At 57.6% G+C, this 14959-nt stretch carries 12 protein-coding genes and 1 tRNA gene; 8 read left to right on the top strand and 5 right to left on the bottom strand.

Annotated features, from left to right (window positions below; genetic code table 11):
• The first annotated feature begins 18 nt into the window (after positions 1–18).
• Together atpD and atpC are read left to right on the top strand one after the other, a co-directional pair.
• Positions 19–1428, top strand: coding sequence for a F0F1 ATP synthase subunit beta (gene atpD, locus HUU60_01560; GenBank protein ID NUL81392.1), 1410 nt, complete (start codon positions 19–21; stop codon positions 1426–1428).
• A complete protein-coding gene (gene atpC / locus HUU60_01555) occupies positions 1428–1838 on the top strand; it encodes an ATP synthase F1 subunit epsilon (GenBank protein NUL81391.1) in 411 nt (136 codons plus the stop codon). Before atpD ends, atpC begins: the two co-directional genes overlap by 1 nt.
• Here the strand turns inward: atpC and HUU60_01550 are convergent.
• Genes HUU60_01550 through HUU60_01535 form a run of 4 tightly spaced genes read right to left on the bottom strand, consistent with a single transcriptional unit; the run spans position 1835 to position 6691 of the window.
• Complete coding sequence (locus HUU60_01550; protein NUL81390.1) at positions 1835–3034, bottom strand: hypothetical protein; 1200 nt, start codon at positions 3032–3034, stop codon at positions 1835–1837. The two genes, atpC and HUU60_01550, sit on opposite strands and share 4 nt — an antisense overlap.
• Positions 3031–3540 (bottom strand): inorganic diphosphatase, encoded by a 510-nt coding sequence (locus tag HUU60_01545; GenBank protein ID NUL81389.1) that lies wholly within the window; start codon positions 3538–3540, stop codon positions 3031–3033. The genes HUU60_01550 and HUU60_01545 overlap by 4 nt, the downstream gene beginning before the upstream one ends.
• The gene (locus tag HUU60_01540) at positions 3524–5338 is read right to left on the bottom strand and encodes a glycoside hydrolase family 127 protein (protein NUL81388.1); all 1815 of its coding nucleotides are present in this window, start codon (positions 5336–5338) and stop codon (positions 3524–3526) included. The genes HUU60_01545 and HUU60_01540 overlap by 17 nt, the downstream gene beginning before the upstream one ends.
• A complete protein-coding gene (locus tag HUU60_01535; protein ID NUL81387.1) occupies positions 5339–6691 on the bottom strand; it encodes a carboxypeptidase regulatory-like domain-containing protein in 1353 nt (450 codons plus the stop codon).
• A 91-nt stretch (positions 6692–6782) separates the two neighbouring features.
• On the opposite strand from HUU60_01535, the gene HUU60_01530 reads away from it, so the two are divergent.
• Together HUU60_01530 and HUU60_01525 are read left to right on the top strand one after the other, a co-directional pair.
• Complete coding sequence (locus HUU60_01530; GenBank protein ID NUL81386.1) at positions 6783–8441, top strand: STAS domain-containing protein; 1659 nt, start codon at positions 6783–6785, stop codon at positions 8439–8441.
• A 36-nt stretch (positions 8442–8477) separates the two neighbouring features.
• A tRNA-Glu gene (locus HUU60_01525) sits at positions 8478–8554 on the top strand.
• A gap of 64 nt (positions 8555–8618) precedes the next feature.
• Here the strand turns inward: HUU60_01525 and HUU60_01520 are convergent.
• Positions 8619–9983 carry a S8 family serine peptidase gene (locus HUU60_01520; GenBank protein ID NUL81385.1) on the bottom strand — a complete coding sequence of 455 codons (1365 nt, stop codon included), beginning with the start codon at positions 9981–9983 and terminating at the stop codon, positions 8619–8621.
• Between the two features lie 145 nt (positions 9984–10128).
• Between HUU60_01520 and HUU60_01515 the strand changes: the two genes are divergently transcribed.
• From HUU60_01515 to HUU60_01500, 4 genes are read left to right on the top strand one after another with little or no spacing between them, the layout of a single operon-like run.
• Positions 10129–10782 carry a DnaJ domain-containing protein gene (locus tag HUU60_01515; protein ID NUL81384.1) on the top strand — a complete coding sequence of 218 codons (654 nt, stop codon included), beginning with the start codon at positions 10129–10131 and terminating at the stop codon, positions 10780–10782.
• A 41-nt stretch (positions 10783–10823) separates the two neighbouring features.
• On the top strand, positions 10824–12302 hold the full coding sequence (locus tag HUU60_01510; protein ID NUL81383.1) for a BamA/TamA family outer membrane protein: 1479 nt from the start codon (positions 10824–10826) through the stop codon (positions 12300–12302).
• Between the two features lie 55 nt (positions 12303–12357).
• On the top strand, positions 12358–12984 hold the full coding sequence (locus tag HUU60_01505; GenBank protein ID NUL81382.1) for a 5'-nucleotidase C-terminal domain-containing protein: 627 nt from the start codon (positions 12358–12360) through the stop codon (positions 12982–12984).
• A gap of 42 nt (positions 12985–13026) precedes the next feature.
• Positions 13027–14958, top strand: a complete 1932-nt coding sequence (locus HUU60_01500) for a hypothetical protein (protein NUL81381.1) — start codon at positions 13027–13029, stop codon at positions 14956–14958.
• Position 14959 lies beyond the last annotated feature (1 nt).

Below are 14959 nucleotides of genomic sequence, written 5' to 3'. Positions count from 1 at the left end.
TCTGCATGGAGCGCAAACATGGCTAACATAGGCAAGGTCGTACAAGTGATGGGCCCCGTCGTCGATATTCGCTTTCCCGCAAGCGAACTTCCCGAAATCAACAATGCGATCAAGATAACCAGCCAGGAGTTGGGCCTCGATCTGACGTGCGAGGTCGCCCAGCATCTTGGCGACGACACCGTCCGCACGGTTTCGATGGCTTCGACCGATGGTCTAGTCCGAGGGATCGATGCCGTCGATACCGGCGCGCCGATCACCGTTCCTGTCGGACGCGAGACGCTTGGCCGTCTCTTCAATCTTTTGGGCGAGCCGATCGACAAGAAGGGACCGGTCAGCCAAGAGCGAACGTCGCCCATTCACAAATCGACGCCCAGCTACGTAGAACAGAACGTCAAGACAGAGATCCTTGAAACCGGGCTCAAGGTCGTCGATCTTCTTTGCCCCTTTAACAAGGGCGGCAAGATCGGACTGTTCGGCGGCGCGGGACTGGGCAAGACCGTATTGATCCAAGAGCTGATTCGCAACATCGCCACCGAGCATAAGGGCGTCTCGGTCTTTGCCGGGGTCGGCGAGCGAACGCGGGAAGGCAACGATCTCTATCTGGAAATGACCGAATCGGGCGTTATCAACCAAACCGTTCTGGTCTTCGGCCAGATGAACGAGCCGCCGGGCGCGCGCCTTCGCGTTGGCCTGACCGCCCTCACCATGGCCGAGTATTTCCGCGATGAAGAAGGCCAGGACGTGCTCATCTTTATCGACAACATCTTCCGCTTCGTGCAGGCAGGCTCCGAAGTTTCTGCGCTACTCGGTAGAATGCCTTCCGCAGTCGGCTATCAGCCAACGCTCGCGTCCGAGATGGGCGCCCTGCAGGAGCGTATCACCTCTACCAAGCGCGGATCGATCACCTCTGTGCAGGCTATCTATGTGCCAGCGGACGACCCGACCGATCCGGCGCCAGCGACTACCTTTAGCCACTTGGACGCCTACATCTACCTGGAGCGACGCATCGCCGACAAGGGCCTTTACCCGGCCGTCGATCCGCTTGCCAGCACGTCCAAGAACCTTGACCCGCACATCGTGGGCGAGGACCATTACAACGTCGCCCGCAGCGTTCAACAGATTCTTCAGCGATACCGCGACCTGCAGGACATTATTGCCATTCTGGGCATTGACGAACTCTCGGACGACGACAAAGTTGCCGTCAACCGAGCGCGACGCATCGAGCGTTTCCTCAGCCAGCCTAACTTCGTGGCCGAGCAGTTCACCGGCATCCCCGGACGTTACGTCCGCGTCGAAGACACCGTCAAGGGCTTCAAGCGCATCATCGATGGAGAGTTAGACGACCTGCCCGAACAAGCCTTCTACATGTGCGGCGGCGTGGACGATGTGTTTGAAAAGGCCAAGGAGCTTCAAGGACAGGTCGCCTGATGAGAGAGTTTCTGTTCTCAGTCGTTAGCGCCGAGCGCACGGTACTGGAGACGCGCGCGATTTCGGTAACGCTGCCTGGGGCGGTTGGCTCGTACGGCGTCTACGGCGGCCATGTGCCGATGGTTACCGAGTTGGCCATCGGCACTATCGAATACCGCACTGCCGATCAAAAGGAAGGCGTCCTCTCGATCTCTGGCGGCTTTGCAGAAGTGTTGCCGGACCGCGTCGTAGTATTGGCCGATACGGCGGAATTAGGCGCTGAGCTCGACTTGGACCGTGCCCGTACAGCCATGCAACGGGTTCAAGAGATGCTCGATAAAGCGCCCAACGAAGAGGAGCGCGCCGAACTTCGATTGAGCCTAGAGCGCGCCCGCGCCAGGATCAAAGCGATCGAGAAGAGCGAACACTAGCAGCCTAAGCCGAAGTTCGTCAGTAGCGTCGCCAAGTCGCCGTCGTCTACCAGGCCGTTACCATCAACATCGGCCGGACAGCCCAGGCACAATGCTCCAAAAAGCTCCAGCATGAGAGCCAAATCGATGTCGTCTACGCACCGGTCGCCGTTTAAGTCGCCCGGCGCCCAGTAGGGATTCAGGCTCTTTCGGACATTCTGCTCCAGACCATGTATGATGGCGTTGCCCGATGGCGAGTAAGCGACCGACCAGATGCGCCTGCCCGAACCGCACTCCAGCGTTCGGAGAAGTTGGCCCGTAATCATGCTCCAAATCTTGATCGACAAATCGCTGCTGCTGGACGATAGGGAGAACCCGTCTGGCGCAAAAGCAATCGAGTGGATCGGATTCCCGTGTCCGATAAACGTATGCACCAGTTCGCCTGTCGAAATTCGCCAAACTTTCACTCGATTATCAAAGTAGCCGCCAGCGGCGACGTACTGGCCGTCTCTGGACACGGCCACTGTCTCGACATAGTCGTTGTCCGAGATGGTCCGAACCGGGGCGCCGTCTGAAACTCGCCAAATCCGTACCGTCTGATCGATGGAGCCAGAAATCACGTGCTGACCGTCAGGACTGTAGACCATCTTGGAGATGGGTCCGTTGTGCCCTTCTATCGTCCTCAACAGCGCGCCGTCGATTGCTCGATAGATCTTGATCTCGCGTCCTACAAAACCGCCCGTCGAGGATGCCAAAAACTGCCCATCGGGCGAAAACGCTAGAGCGGTTATGTTGTGCGTCTCCTCGATCGTTCGCACGAGAGCGCCGGTCGCAGGATTCCAGATTGTGATTTGATAGACGCTATCGACGTTGTTGTTGCTGCCGGCCGCCACCAATGCCCCGTCCGGCGAAATCGCGACCGCATAGATGCCGTTGGGCGCGAGCATCGACCGCAAAAGCGCTCCGTCGCTCGCTCGCCAAATGGTTAACCGCCAGCCGAGCGAGCCCGAAGCGACCCACTGACCGTCGGGCGAGTGCGCCACCGACGTAACCAACCCGCCCTGTGCTTGCGTCCAAACCACAGATGGATTGCACTGGGACCAGCCGAGCGCGCATGCCGCGCACAGTACCGCAAGCCAAATCGCCTTCATAGCGCTCATATGATAACCCAAATTGCTGCAGAGCGGGCTGGTGATGAAGCGGGAAACGCGGCTCAACTCAAATCGGTCCGATACCGCTGAATCAGGTCGCGGGCGAGGTCTACGTCCGACCAACCCACGACCTCGACCGACTTTTCTTCCAAGTTCTTGTACACCTCAAAAAAGTGGAAAATCTCTCGCTGAGTGTGTTCGTGCAAGTCAGCCAGGCTGTTCCAATCCGAAAATCGTGGGTCTTTGGTCGCCACGCACAAGATCTTCTCGTCCGGCCCTTTGTCGTCCCTCATCTCCAGAACGGCAATCGGTTTCGATTCCACCACACATCCAGGCACGGTCGGATGCGTAATCAGCACCAGTACATCGATTGGGTCTCCGTCCAAATAGTGCGTCTGAGGCACAAACCCATAATCGCATGGATAGAACAACGGCGAATACAGAACCCGATCCAACTTTACCAGCCCTGTCTCAGGATCGATCTCGTACTTGTTCGTCGATCCCTTGGGTATCTCGATGATCGCGTTTACAATCTCCGGCGCGCGAGCGCCGATGCTAACCCTTGCGCTCATCGACCCGCCTCATCCAAACCGTCATTGCGCCTGCTCCGCGATTGTTCCATGCATAGTAGGGTACCGCAACAAACTCCATCGGCTTCAAACGGGCGCTTCCTTCGCGACGATAAAGAGTCGGCCACTCAGCATCGTCCACAAATCCGCTAAACCGAAAAGATTGCACGCCGTCCAAATTTTCCAACCGTTCGAGCCTTGTTTCCGCGCCTGCGCGGACGACTGCATCCAGCACGTTCTCGTTGTCCGCCGCCTCCAGACAATAGACCAATGGCCCTCGCTTTAGTGCGACGCTTCCCCTGTTCTCGGCAACCCGCGGATTGCACTCGACCCATTCCGCCCTCAAGCCTAAATCGATTTTCAACTCGTCGCCTTTGCGCCAATGTCTGGCCATCTTCGCATAGCCTTTCTCAACATCGCATGGGCATTCTTCCCCATTTAGCCAATAACGGGCGTCCGACCATTCCGGCTGTCGCACCCGAAACTCAAACGGGTTATCGGTCTCAAATCGATATAAGACTTCGCCGTTCCAAGGGTAGTCCGTTTCGGATACAATGCGACCCCCATCCCCCAATTCGATGACGCCGTTATCGAACAAGTGCGCCCAGACGCCGTTCGTCGTCCGGCTGACAAACCAGTGCGGCAACGACGCGAAGGTCCTTTGGATATTTGGCGGACAACAGGCGCACTCGTAATAGCCAATGCGTTTAGGCGGTCCCTTTCTGGCCCAGGGATACCAAGGGTCGCCTTCGGCTTTGCCGTTCGACCGTAGCGGATTGACATAGAAATACTCCGTGCCCGACAAAGAGACCCCCGCCAAGAAGCCGTTGTACAGCGCCAGTTCCATCGCATCGCCATATTGGCCGTCGCCGGTCAACAGCAACATCCGATGCGCCCACATCGCCACCGCGATCGCTGCGCACGTTTCCGCATAGGCGCGTTCGTTCGGAAGTTCGTAGGGTCGGCCAAACGATTCGCCGACATGTCGCCCGCCTGCGCCGCCCGTAACATAGAGCCGCGTCTCCATCAGCGACTGCCAATACCGCTGCAGGGCCCCCATCGCCTCGGAATCGCCCGTTTCCATCGCGCAGTCGGCCAGCCCGCAACAGAAGTAGAGCGCCCGCACCGCATGGCCTTCTAGCTCGCTCGCGCCGCGCCAATCGACCTGATCCAGATAGAACTTGGCCAACTTCAGGTACTTCTCCTCGCCCGTCTCGCGATACAGTTCGATCAAGGCCATCTCGGCTTCGGGATGACCGTCCGCTTCCTCGCGCTTGCCGGGGCCAAACTCCTCGCACAGGTAGTCGGCATACCGTATCGCGGCATCAAAGAGCTTCGTCTCGCCGATCGACCTGCGCGCCGCAATCGCGGCTTGAAACAGATGCCCCGCGCAGTAAACCTCGTGATCGTGGATCATGTTCGAAAATCGCTTGTCGGCCAATTCGTCGACAAAGTAGGTGTTCAGGTAACCGTCGGCGCCCTGAGCCCGCACAACGATGTCCTCAATTGGCCCAAACTGGGTGATCGGCCACTCCCGATTGCCCCACGCGCACGCTTCCATCCACTTGAAGAGGTCGGAATCGGTATACCGCGGACCGCGGCGAGGCGCATCCGACTCGCCGATCAAGCGCCTGAAATTATCAACGGTGCCTGCATGCTCCATTGCGCCTAACAGTTGGGGAAGAGACGCTGTTGCGTTTTTTTCGCGGCGGGGCTGCCAGAACGAACCGGCGCCCAGCGACAACGCCGGGCCCGGCCTTAAGCGAGCAAATGGGCTATTGCTTGTGTCGACCGGCCCCACCTAACGAACCTCGAACGGAACGATCTGACTGAACGAACGGGTCGATCCATCGTTCGTCAGCGCGATCACTACGGCGAAGTAGGTTCGGCCCGGAATTAAAGGCGGATTGCCCGGATAGACGAAACTGGTCAGTGGCGCCGGCACCCGCGATTCGCCCGGACTGTCGGGATCGATGGGATAGTAGGGATCAACGTCGTAATCGGGAAAGCGATTGTAGACGATGATCTGATAGGCGTCGGCGCGCGGTACCGACTGCCAGCTGATGACCGGCGTTGTAGACGTGATTGCGTTCGGTTGCGGCGACAGAATGTCGATCGATAGAAACGGCCTTGCCGAGACTCGGTCGCTCCGGGGCGATTCGCTGCCGTCCGGCGTCGGCTCGTCTAGATAGTCCGTGTTCAAGGCGACAATCTCGTAGAAGTACGACGTCTCCGGCTGAAGCGCTCCGTCTAGATCGGCATAGTAGCTTGCCAACGGATCTCGCAAGAAGGCAATCGCGTTGTTCAACGGTCCCGTGGCGTTTGTGCCCCGAAATACCCCAAAACCCAGCATACTCCGATTGTCCTCAAAGTCCCAACCCAGATCGACCTCTACAAAGTGGCCGCCAACGGCTCGACCCTTCAGCGTTGCCTTGGGTCGATCCGGGTCTAACCAGCCTTTGATCGCATCATAGGCGCGAACGTGCCGGTTGCTCCTTGCTTCTGGAATTTGAGGAAGCGTGTAGGCGGTGGCGAAAAGGCCCTCCGGCATGAATACGGGGCGATTGCTCGAGAAGTTCAGCAAGAAGGAAAGCGTAGAAACTTGATTGGCGGTAACCAGAACGTCGTCGCGCCGGTCGTTTTCAAAATCGGGCGCCGAGGCCACCACTGGGTAACTAAACCCTGCCGGCAAATCGCGAATGGAAAACCGTCCGTCGTTGTCTGTAACGTCCATTGCTGATGCTAAAGCCCCGCCGACAAAGACCCTCGCGCCCCTGATCGGCGACCCGTTCGGCGCTAAAACCCGACCTTCAATGTCGCCCAACTGATTTTCCGGCGCCATCATGATATTCACGCTCTTTGTCTGCTCGTTCTGAAAAACCTGCGCCACTTGCTGACCAAAGAACCGCACGCCGCCCACTATCGCCTCGGCGATGATCCGGGTGAAGCCCTCTGGCACGTCCGTCAGAACATAGGCGCCCGTCTGGGTGGTCGTCGCCGCTATTGTGCCGCCCCCTTGCGCTCGCACCTGAGCGCCGACAAACGGATTGCCGTTCACGTCCGTAACGCTGCCGGAAATAAACCCCAACTTCTTCGCGTTGTTGCATCCCGAGCACAGAACGACCAAGACCGCCAAGAATCCTAATAGCCTCATAGACTCCGCACCTCTCACGGTATGACGAACAAATGCACAGCCTTATTTCGCCGGCCATTGTCCGAATCCCGCCTGGGTAGAATAGAATCCTATGCTCAACCAGGGCGATTTCCTACCTGCTTCCTTCTATCGACTACGAAACTACAACTTAAAGGCATTCGCGTCGGACCTCATCGCCGGAATCACAGTCGGATTGGTCGCCCTGCCCTTGGCCATGGCGTTCGCGATCGCCTCGGGTACCGTTCCCCAGTCCGGAATCTACTGCGCTATCATAGCTGGCTTTATCATCTCAGCGCTCGGTGGATCAACGGTGCAGATCGGAGGCCCTACGGGAGCCTTCGTCGTGGTCGTCTCCGGGATCATAGAAAAGCACGGCATGGATGGGCTCTTCACCTGCACGATCCTGGCAGGCGCCATCCTTGTTGCTTTGGGCGTAACGGGCATGGGAGCGGCTATCAAATACGTGCCCCGACCCGTTGTGATTGGGTTTACCAACGGCATTGCCGTCCTGATCGCAAGCACACAGATCCGAGACTTCTTCGGCCTGCAAATGGACTCCGTGCCGGGCGAGTTCCTCCATCGGGTCGCCGACTATGCAAAACATTGGGATTCTCTATCGCTAACTGCTACAGTGTTGAGCGTCTCATCTTTGGCGGGAATCGTTCTCCTTGCAAAGTTTGCAAAGGTTGTGCCGGGCGCAATTGTCGCCATGGTGGCCGGCACGGCGATTGCATGGGGGGTCGGCCTGCCTGTCGAGACTATCGAGACTCGTTTTGGCGGAATCCCAAGCGGATTGCCCAAGTTTGAACTGCCAACGCTAAGGCCCGATCTCGCCCTTGCGCTCCTTTCGCCCGCGCTCACCATCGCAATGTTGGGCGCCATCGAATCTCTGCTATCTGCCGTCGTTGCCGATCGAATGACAGGCGAAAAGCACAATCCGAACGTCGAGCTGACAGCGCAAGGCTTAGCAAACCTTGCCACGCCGCTATTTGGCGGATTGCCCGCAACCGGAGCCATCGCTCGTACGGCGACAAACGTTCGTTCAGGCGCAAAAACCCCTATGGCAGGCATGATCCATGCGGTTGTTCTCCTCTGTGTCGTCGTCTTTGCGGCTCCGCTAGTGAAGCACGCGCCGTTGTGCGTTTTGTCCGCCATTCTCTTTGTTGTCGCCTATAACATGGGCGAGTGGCGAGAGATCCCAGAGATTCTGAAGCTCAGCCGCGCCGACATTACCGTATGGATCATCACCTTCGCCCTAACTGTGTTTGCAGACCTGACCGTGGCCGTCGAAGCCGGAATGATCCTGGCGGCCCTGCTTTATATCCGAAAGGTAACGCTCACCACTTCGGTAACCCGCGTTACCAAAGACTACGTCCAGGCTGGTTTTGCCCATTCGCTGCAGGCTAACGAAATCCCTGACGGCGCGGTCGTTTATCGGATCCATGGACCGTTCCTTTTCGGCGCGACCGATAAGCTTGAAATTGTCGAGAAAGAACTTCACAACCTGCCGAAAGTGGTTGTGCTTCGACTCCGAAACATGAACGCAATCGACGCCACTGGACTGCATGCGCTGGAACTGCTTGCCGATAAGCTCAAAGTAACCGGCCGGACCCTCATCCTATGCGGAGCGCGAGAGCAGCCTTCGCAGCTGATGCGCCAGGCAGAGTTCGACCGCCACATAGGGCATCAGAACATCGTACCAACCTTGAAAGACGCCGTCGCCCGCGCCCGAGAGGTACTGGAAACTTGACAACTTGCTACCGTCAAAGGTAAAATCAAAGTGTAAGGCCCCATGGTCTAGCGGCCTAGGACGCCTGGTTCTCAGCCAGGAGACCGCGGGTTCGAATCCCGCTGGGGCTACCATAAATTAAAGGGAGGGGTCTTGCGTCCCCTCCCTTTGGCCTATCTTAGGGCGCAACCAGACCCGTCAGTTCGACGTGCAACCAACGCCAAAATAGTTCAGCACAATGGCCAAGTCGGCGTCGTCCACAATGCCCGTATTGTTCAGATCGGCTCGGTTCGGCCCAGAGTCTCCATATGCGTCCAATACCATCGCCAAGTCACGGTCGTCCACGCATCCATCGCCATTGACATCGCCATTGATGACAATAGCGCGAATAGCGCGATTCATGTTGACGCGGCCCTTAGTAACAAAGGTGCCCACCGGATCGGCCGTATCCTCGATGATCTGTCTAATCTGAGCCGCATGAACGACATTCCGCTGAGCCGGATTGACGATCAGTTTGCTGTAGAGCCATGTCGCCATGCCGGCAACGTGCGGGCAAGCCATCGACGTGCCGCTCAGGTCGCCATAGGTGTTGTTGCGCAGCGTCGAACGAATGCTCGAACCGGGGGCAGCGACCTGAACCCACGAACCATAGCTGCTGAAAGAAGACCGCGCATCGGTAGAGGTAGTAGACGCAACGGCCAGCGCGTTTGCATAACCAGCTGGATAAACGACCGTGGTATTGCCGTTATTGCCCGCCGCCGCCACCACGACGCATCCCGCGTTCCAAGCGTAGTTCACGGCGTTGTTCATGGTATTCGAGAATCCGCCGCCGCCAAGGCTCAAACTGACCGTGTGGCATCCGTTGTTAGCCGCCCATGTAATGCCGTTGGAGATGTTCGTCGTCGATCCGCTTCCGCCGGAACTGAGCACCTTTGTGGCCTTCAACCGGCCCAATGGGTCCACGCCGGCAATGCCGATGCCGTTATTCGTCATTGCGGCCGCAATGCCGGAACAGTGCGTGCCGTGCCCATGATCGTCCATCGGGTTTGTATCGTTGTTCACGTAGTCGTGACCGCCCGCATACTTGCCCGAAAGGTCCTGATGAGCATGATCGATCCCTGTGTCGGCCACGCAAGTGAAGAAGTTCGCATCGCCGCGCCAAATATTCCAGGCGTCATAGGCAAAGATCTTGCCCAGTCCATATTGGTTAGGCCTTAGCGGATCGTTCGGAGTCCAGAGCGCTTCGTAAATCAAGTCTAATTCGGCAAACTCAACATCTGGATGCTTAGCCAATGCCCGAACGGCCGCCGGCGCGTCGGACCCTGGCTTCAGGTCGATCACCAGTACATCGATGCCAACGATGTAGCTTGCACCTACAGGTCGCAACTTGGCAATTGCAGGATGAACCTTGGTCAAATCGCCCGCGCGCCAACCTTCCGGCAAGAACTGGTCGTGAAACTTAACTAATACGCGATCCGCCACAAATGGCTGGACCGTGCCCGTATCGGCAAATGCGGCCGCCACGACGACGCCGCACAAAACAAAGGTAAACCACTTTCTCATGAGAAAAACCGCTCCTTGGATTTCGGTTTCGGACGAAGCGCTAGCCTCGCCCGCGTTAAGTTCGACGCAGGTTGTGCCGATTCCTGTTCCGATAAGCAAAAACTGGCAAACTTCCCCGATTACCTACCAAGGTAGACTCCACTGTATGGGCCACGATCCGTACCGCGAATTAGAAATCGAGCCTGGCTCGAGCCCGGTCGATATCCGGCAGGCGTACCTTAAACTAGCCAGGCGATTTCATCCCGACCAAGCCCCTGCCGGTTCCGAATCGGCCTACGAAGAACGAATGAAACGGATCAATGCCGCCTATGAAGCCTTGGCCAATGTGCCTCCGCCGCAGAAGAAACCGGTTCAAAAGGCTCCTCCGCCCGGCAGACCGACTCGCCGACAAGAGCGCGACCCCTACTTAGCGCTCCGCGCCGCTTATCTAATTCGGTATCGCAATATGACCAAGCGGACAACGGTTAAGACTGACCCTGCCCGGTTGGCTATGGCTTTCGGCGCGCCGCTTGGAATGCTCATCGGCTTCTTTGTGGGCCTTCCTTTCGGCATCCCCGGTTGCCTGTTAGGGACCGTGATCGGCGGACTTGCCGGCGCCATTGCGGGGTTGGCGCTGCTCTTTTTGGTTGCCTACACCGTTCCGGCCATACTTCTCGCATGGCTCGGCTATGAACTGGGCGGCTATCCTGGAATGGTCGTCGGGGGAATCGGCGGACTGATCGCCGCTCTTCTCTATGTCGTTGGAAAAAGCGAGACCCAAAAACCGGTTGAAAAACGAGCCGATTGGCGCCAACCGTGATACCTTGATCGTCAAAGAGATCAAGAAAGGGGAGAATACCGATGAACGTCCTGCGAACCGCATTCGTTGCAACCGGCCTCATACTTTTCCTTGCCGCGATGGCCCAACCGATAACCCGGACTGAAGTTGAGGGGCTGACCGTCATCAGCGCCAAGACCGCTAACGAGCGGCTGATGGCCGAGGTGAACAAGGCGGGCGACATTGTCAAAGGCATACAAGCCTTCGAAGCTCATCTCCACGGGCTGGGCTATCCCCTCATGCGCGTAACCGACTACGACCTTAGCGAGGACGGCGTCTTAAGAGCGAAAATCGCAGAGGGCCGGATCAACTTCGTAGAAGTGGTCGGCAACCGCAGGACGCGATCAGACACGCTCTACTATCTTGCGGGCCTTACCCCGGGCGAGGTCTATTATGCGCCCAAGGTCGAGGCCGCTCGACGCCGTCTGGGACGCCTGGGATACTTGAACGACGTGAAGATCGGTCCGGTAACGGACGACGAGTCGAAACTGGGTAGCGTAACGGCGCGGATCGAAGTCGAAGAGGGTCGCTCTCAACAAGTCGGGCTCGCCCTTGGCTACACTCAAGAAGCGGGTCTTGTTGGATTCGTCAGCGCTCAAGACCTCAACTTTGCGGGGCTCGGCCACCGTGCCCGCCTGGCGTGGCAACGAGACAGTTTCCGCGACATCACCACCGGCCAGGTCTTTGAAGGCCGTTCGTCCTACTTCGCCTCCTACCAAGCCGACCGCGTTATGGGCAGTCCGTTCGGCATCGGCGTGCAGGGCTACGACCGGACCGGCCAGTTCTATCCCACTTTCTCTACGATCGAAACGAACTTGCGGCGCTTTGAACATCGATCCGGCGCCGGCTTTTGGCTAGGCTACGAGTTCACCGAGTCGATGGGTCTGCGCGCTCTCTTCCGATCCGATCAGGTTGATTTTGACGACGCCCCGAACCATCTCATCGGTCCGTCTGGCAAAGCCGCTAACCGAGGCAAAGTGCAGACCATCGGTGGCGAGCTCATTTGGGACACTCGCGAAAAGTTAAACTTTCCACGCACAGGCTTCTACTTTTCGTTCACTGCGGAGAATGCGGTCGCCCCGTCCGACTTTCGTTTTAATCGCTTTGTCGCAGACTTCCGATACTTTATGCCGGTCAAAGACAATTCCTCCCTTGCCTTTAGGGCAATGGCCGGAGTCGCGGGCGCCAACGCGCCCCTTAGCGAGCAGTTCTGGATTGGGGGATACGATTCCCTCAGGGGCTACGCCCAAGATGAGTTTTTCGGTCAGCGCATGGCCGTTGTTTCGGCCGAGTTTCGGTTCCCTGTCTGGGAGGATATCCAGGCTTCGTTCTTCATCGACCAAGGTTTGGCATGGAATCCAGGCTCCCGTCCGACCTTTAGCAACCTTAAAACGGGCGTCGGCGTTGGGCTCCACTTTGCCAGCCCTATTGGCCCTATCAAGCTTGAGTTTGCCGTCGGGCGAAAGGGGCACACCTATCTGAGCCTCGGCGCTTCCTACTGAAATCGATCCGCAGGAACGATAATAAGGTTGTAAGCGTCTATAATATAGGTTCGCGATGAAGAAACTTGCTCTATTGCTGTCGGTGGTCGTCCTGTGCGTCCCCATCTGGTCCCAAAGTCTGGATGTGCCGCGCCGCACTGTGCTGGACGATGCGGGCGCAGAGCCTAACCCATGGGCGCAGACGCTTGTCGAAGCCATCCGCCGCGCCGCAAAGGCCGACATCGCCTTTCTGGGAGCCGCTTTCTTTTCTAGCGAGACGATCCAGCCAGGACGCGCTTCTTTGGACGACTTGGCAAAGGGCTTCTCGTTTGCCGAGGACGAAATTGCGACCCTTAATCTTACAGGCGCGCAGATTCGACAAGCGATCGAGCGTTCGCTCGAACTCTATCCGCAAAAGTGGAACTCTTTCCTTCAGCTATCGGGCGCTACCGTCTCCTTCGCGATGGAAGGCGACAAAGCCAAGATATCCTCCATTAAGGTCGGACGCGATCTGCTACTGGACGAAAAGACTTACGTCGTAGCAACCTCTGCCCCATTGGCGCGCGGCGCGCTGGGCTACTTTCGAATCTGGGACAAGAACCAAATCACCAAGACCCTGAACGAAAATTGTCTTGAAGCGCTGAAGCTCTATCTCAGCGACAATCCCCGCTGGATGGCCGAACCCGCCTATATCAAGAACTAAGCAGGCCAGGAACACCCAGCGCTTCGCCGAACTTTAGGGCCTATGCGCGAAGGCGCCGAATCCCAGCCAAACCCGGTCCGCATTCGCGCCGTGCTGCCCGCGTTTTTCACAATTCCCGTCTGCGCCTATTGGTCGGCCGACTCGGTGGTCGATATCATGTTCTCGCTCACCATCCCGCCGGTCGCTCTTCTAATGGTCGTCGCATTCCTCAACGCGATCTGGTCGCGGCTGAGGGGACAAGGCTTCTACACATCCGCCGATCTCGCCATCTACTTCTCTATAATCTTTGTGGGCAACAGTCTCGCTTGCGAATGGCAGTACGCGATAGCGCCCCTCTGGCACTCTTTTGGCTTCTTTCAAGATCGAAACGAAGTCTATCGGCTTAAGATTCTCCCGTACGTCTCAGAGCGCCTTTACTTCAAGACGCCAAGCGGCCTCGAAAGCTACACCGTTGGCGGTTACGACCTGCTTTTCGCTCTCTCGCAGATGGGCAAATGGCTGCCCATCATGCTGGCCTGGACCGCCCTGCTCTGCACGACTGCGTTTGGAATGCTCTGCGCGAACTCGCTTATGCGCCGACTATGGACCCAGCGCGAACGGCTCGCGTTCCCAATCCTCCAAGCGCCGCTCCTTCTTTGCCAGCCAAAGTCACCGCTCTGGAAGAGCAAGTATCTTTGGATCGCTTTTGGCGTTATGGTCTTCATCGATGTCAATAACGCCGTCAGCTACTTTTACCCCTCGATTCCAGCGCTTAACGTACGGTTCCTAGCCCGAGGCGAGGAGTATCTAACATCGCCGCCTTGGAATCAGGTTGGATGGATACCGATCGGCATCTTTCCGTTTCTCAGCGCGATCGCCGTCTTCGTGCCGAACGACCTGCTTTTCTCCTGCATTCTCTTTTACTTTGTCCGCAAGTTCATGCAGGTCGGCGCGGCTGCAATGGGTTACGAACAGGGCGTCTTCGGCGGCGGCGGCCTGGTTCCTTCAGCGCCGTATTTTAGCGAACAGAGCTGGGGCGCTTTCATCGGCCTCTTCGTAACGATGGTCTATGCCAGCCGAGGCTATTTGGCCGAAATCTGGCGCGAAATTAAATCTGGGCAGAATCCGGAGCCGAGCGCAATTTCATCTCGATGGGCCTTCTTCGGCTTCGTCGCCAGCCTCGTCGGCGTCATCGCGTTTGGCACAGCGGTCGGGCTGCCTTGGTGGCTTGTAACCGTTTACACCTCGCTCTACTTTGCCTTTGTCGTTGTGGTAACCCGATTGCGAGCACAACTGGGCGCCCCTATACACGAAATGGCTTTCATGGGTCCGCACCAACTGATGGTCTCGTTTGCAGGCACGCAGAATCTGTCCGAAGGCAACATCGTCCGGCTGATGACGACGTTTCACTACATGAACCGCATCCACCGTACTTTGCCGTCTCCCTTCCAACTCGAAGCCATGAAACTGGGCGAAATCGCGCGAGTCAGCCAGCGATGGCTCTTTATCCTGCTGGCCCTTGCCATGATCGTCGGCTCCCTGTGCGGCGAGTTCGCCTACGTCAATCGCGGCTATCGGTATGGCGCGGGCGATCTGGGAGGCAGCATGGCGTCGGTGGTAACGCAACTCACACAGCAGCGATACCCGCCCAATTTGACGGGCATGGCCTTCTTCGCCGGCGCCTTCTCGTTTGTGCTTCTGCTCGACTTCATACGTCTGCGGTTCCCCGGATTCCCCATTCATCCCGCTGGATACGCCCTATCGATGAACTTCGGCATAGACTATATATGGTTTGGCTCGCTGATCGTGCTGATGATCAAGCTGTTTGTCAATCGCTATCAGGGCTTAGCAGGCTACGAGAAGCTCCGGGCAATTGCCCTCGGCGTGATTTTGGGCGAATTCGCGGTCGAACTGCCGCTCGCCTGGTATCACATCATCACGGGCAAAGCCTGCTATACCATATCGATCAACGGCCACTTGAGGTGGGACGAATAGA

It is taken from the genome of Armatimonadota bacterium, assembly GCA_013359125.1.
In the GTDB taxonomy this organism is placed as follows: domain Bacteria; phylum Armatimonadota; class Fimbriimonadia; order Fimbriimonadales; family GBS-DC; genus JABWCR01.
The sequence above is the reverse complement of the archived record's forward strand: the minus strand, read 5'-3'. Positions and strand labels throughout refer to the sequence as shown.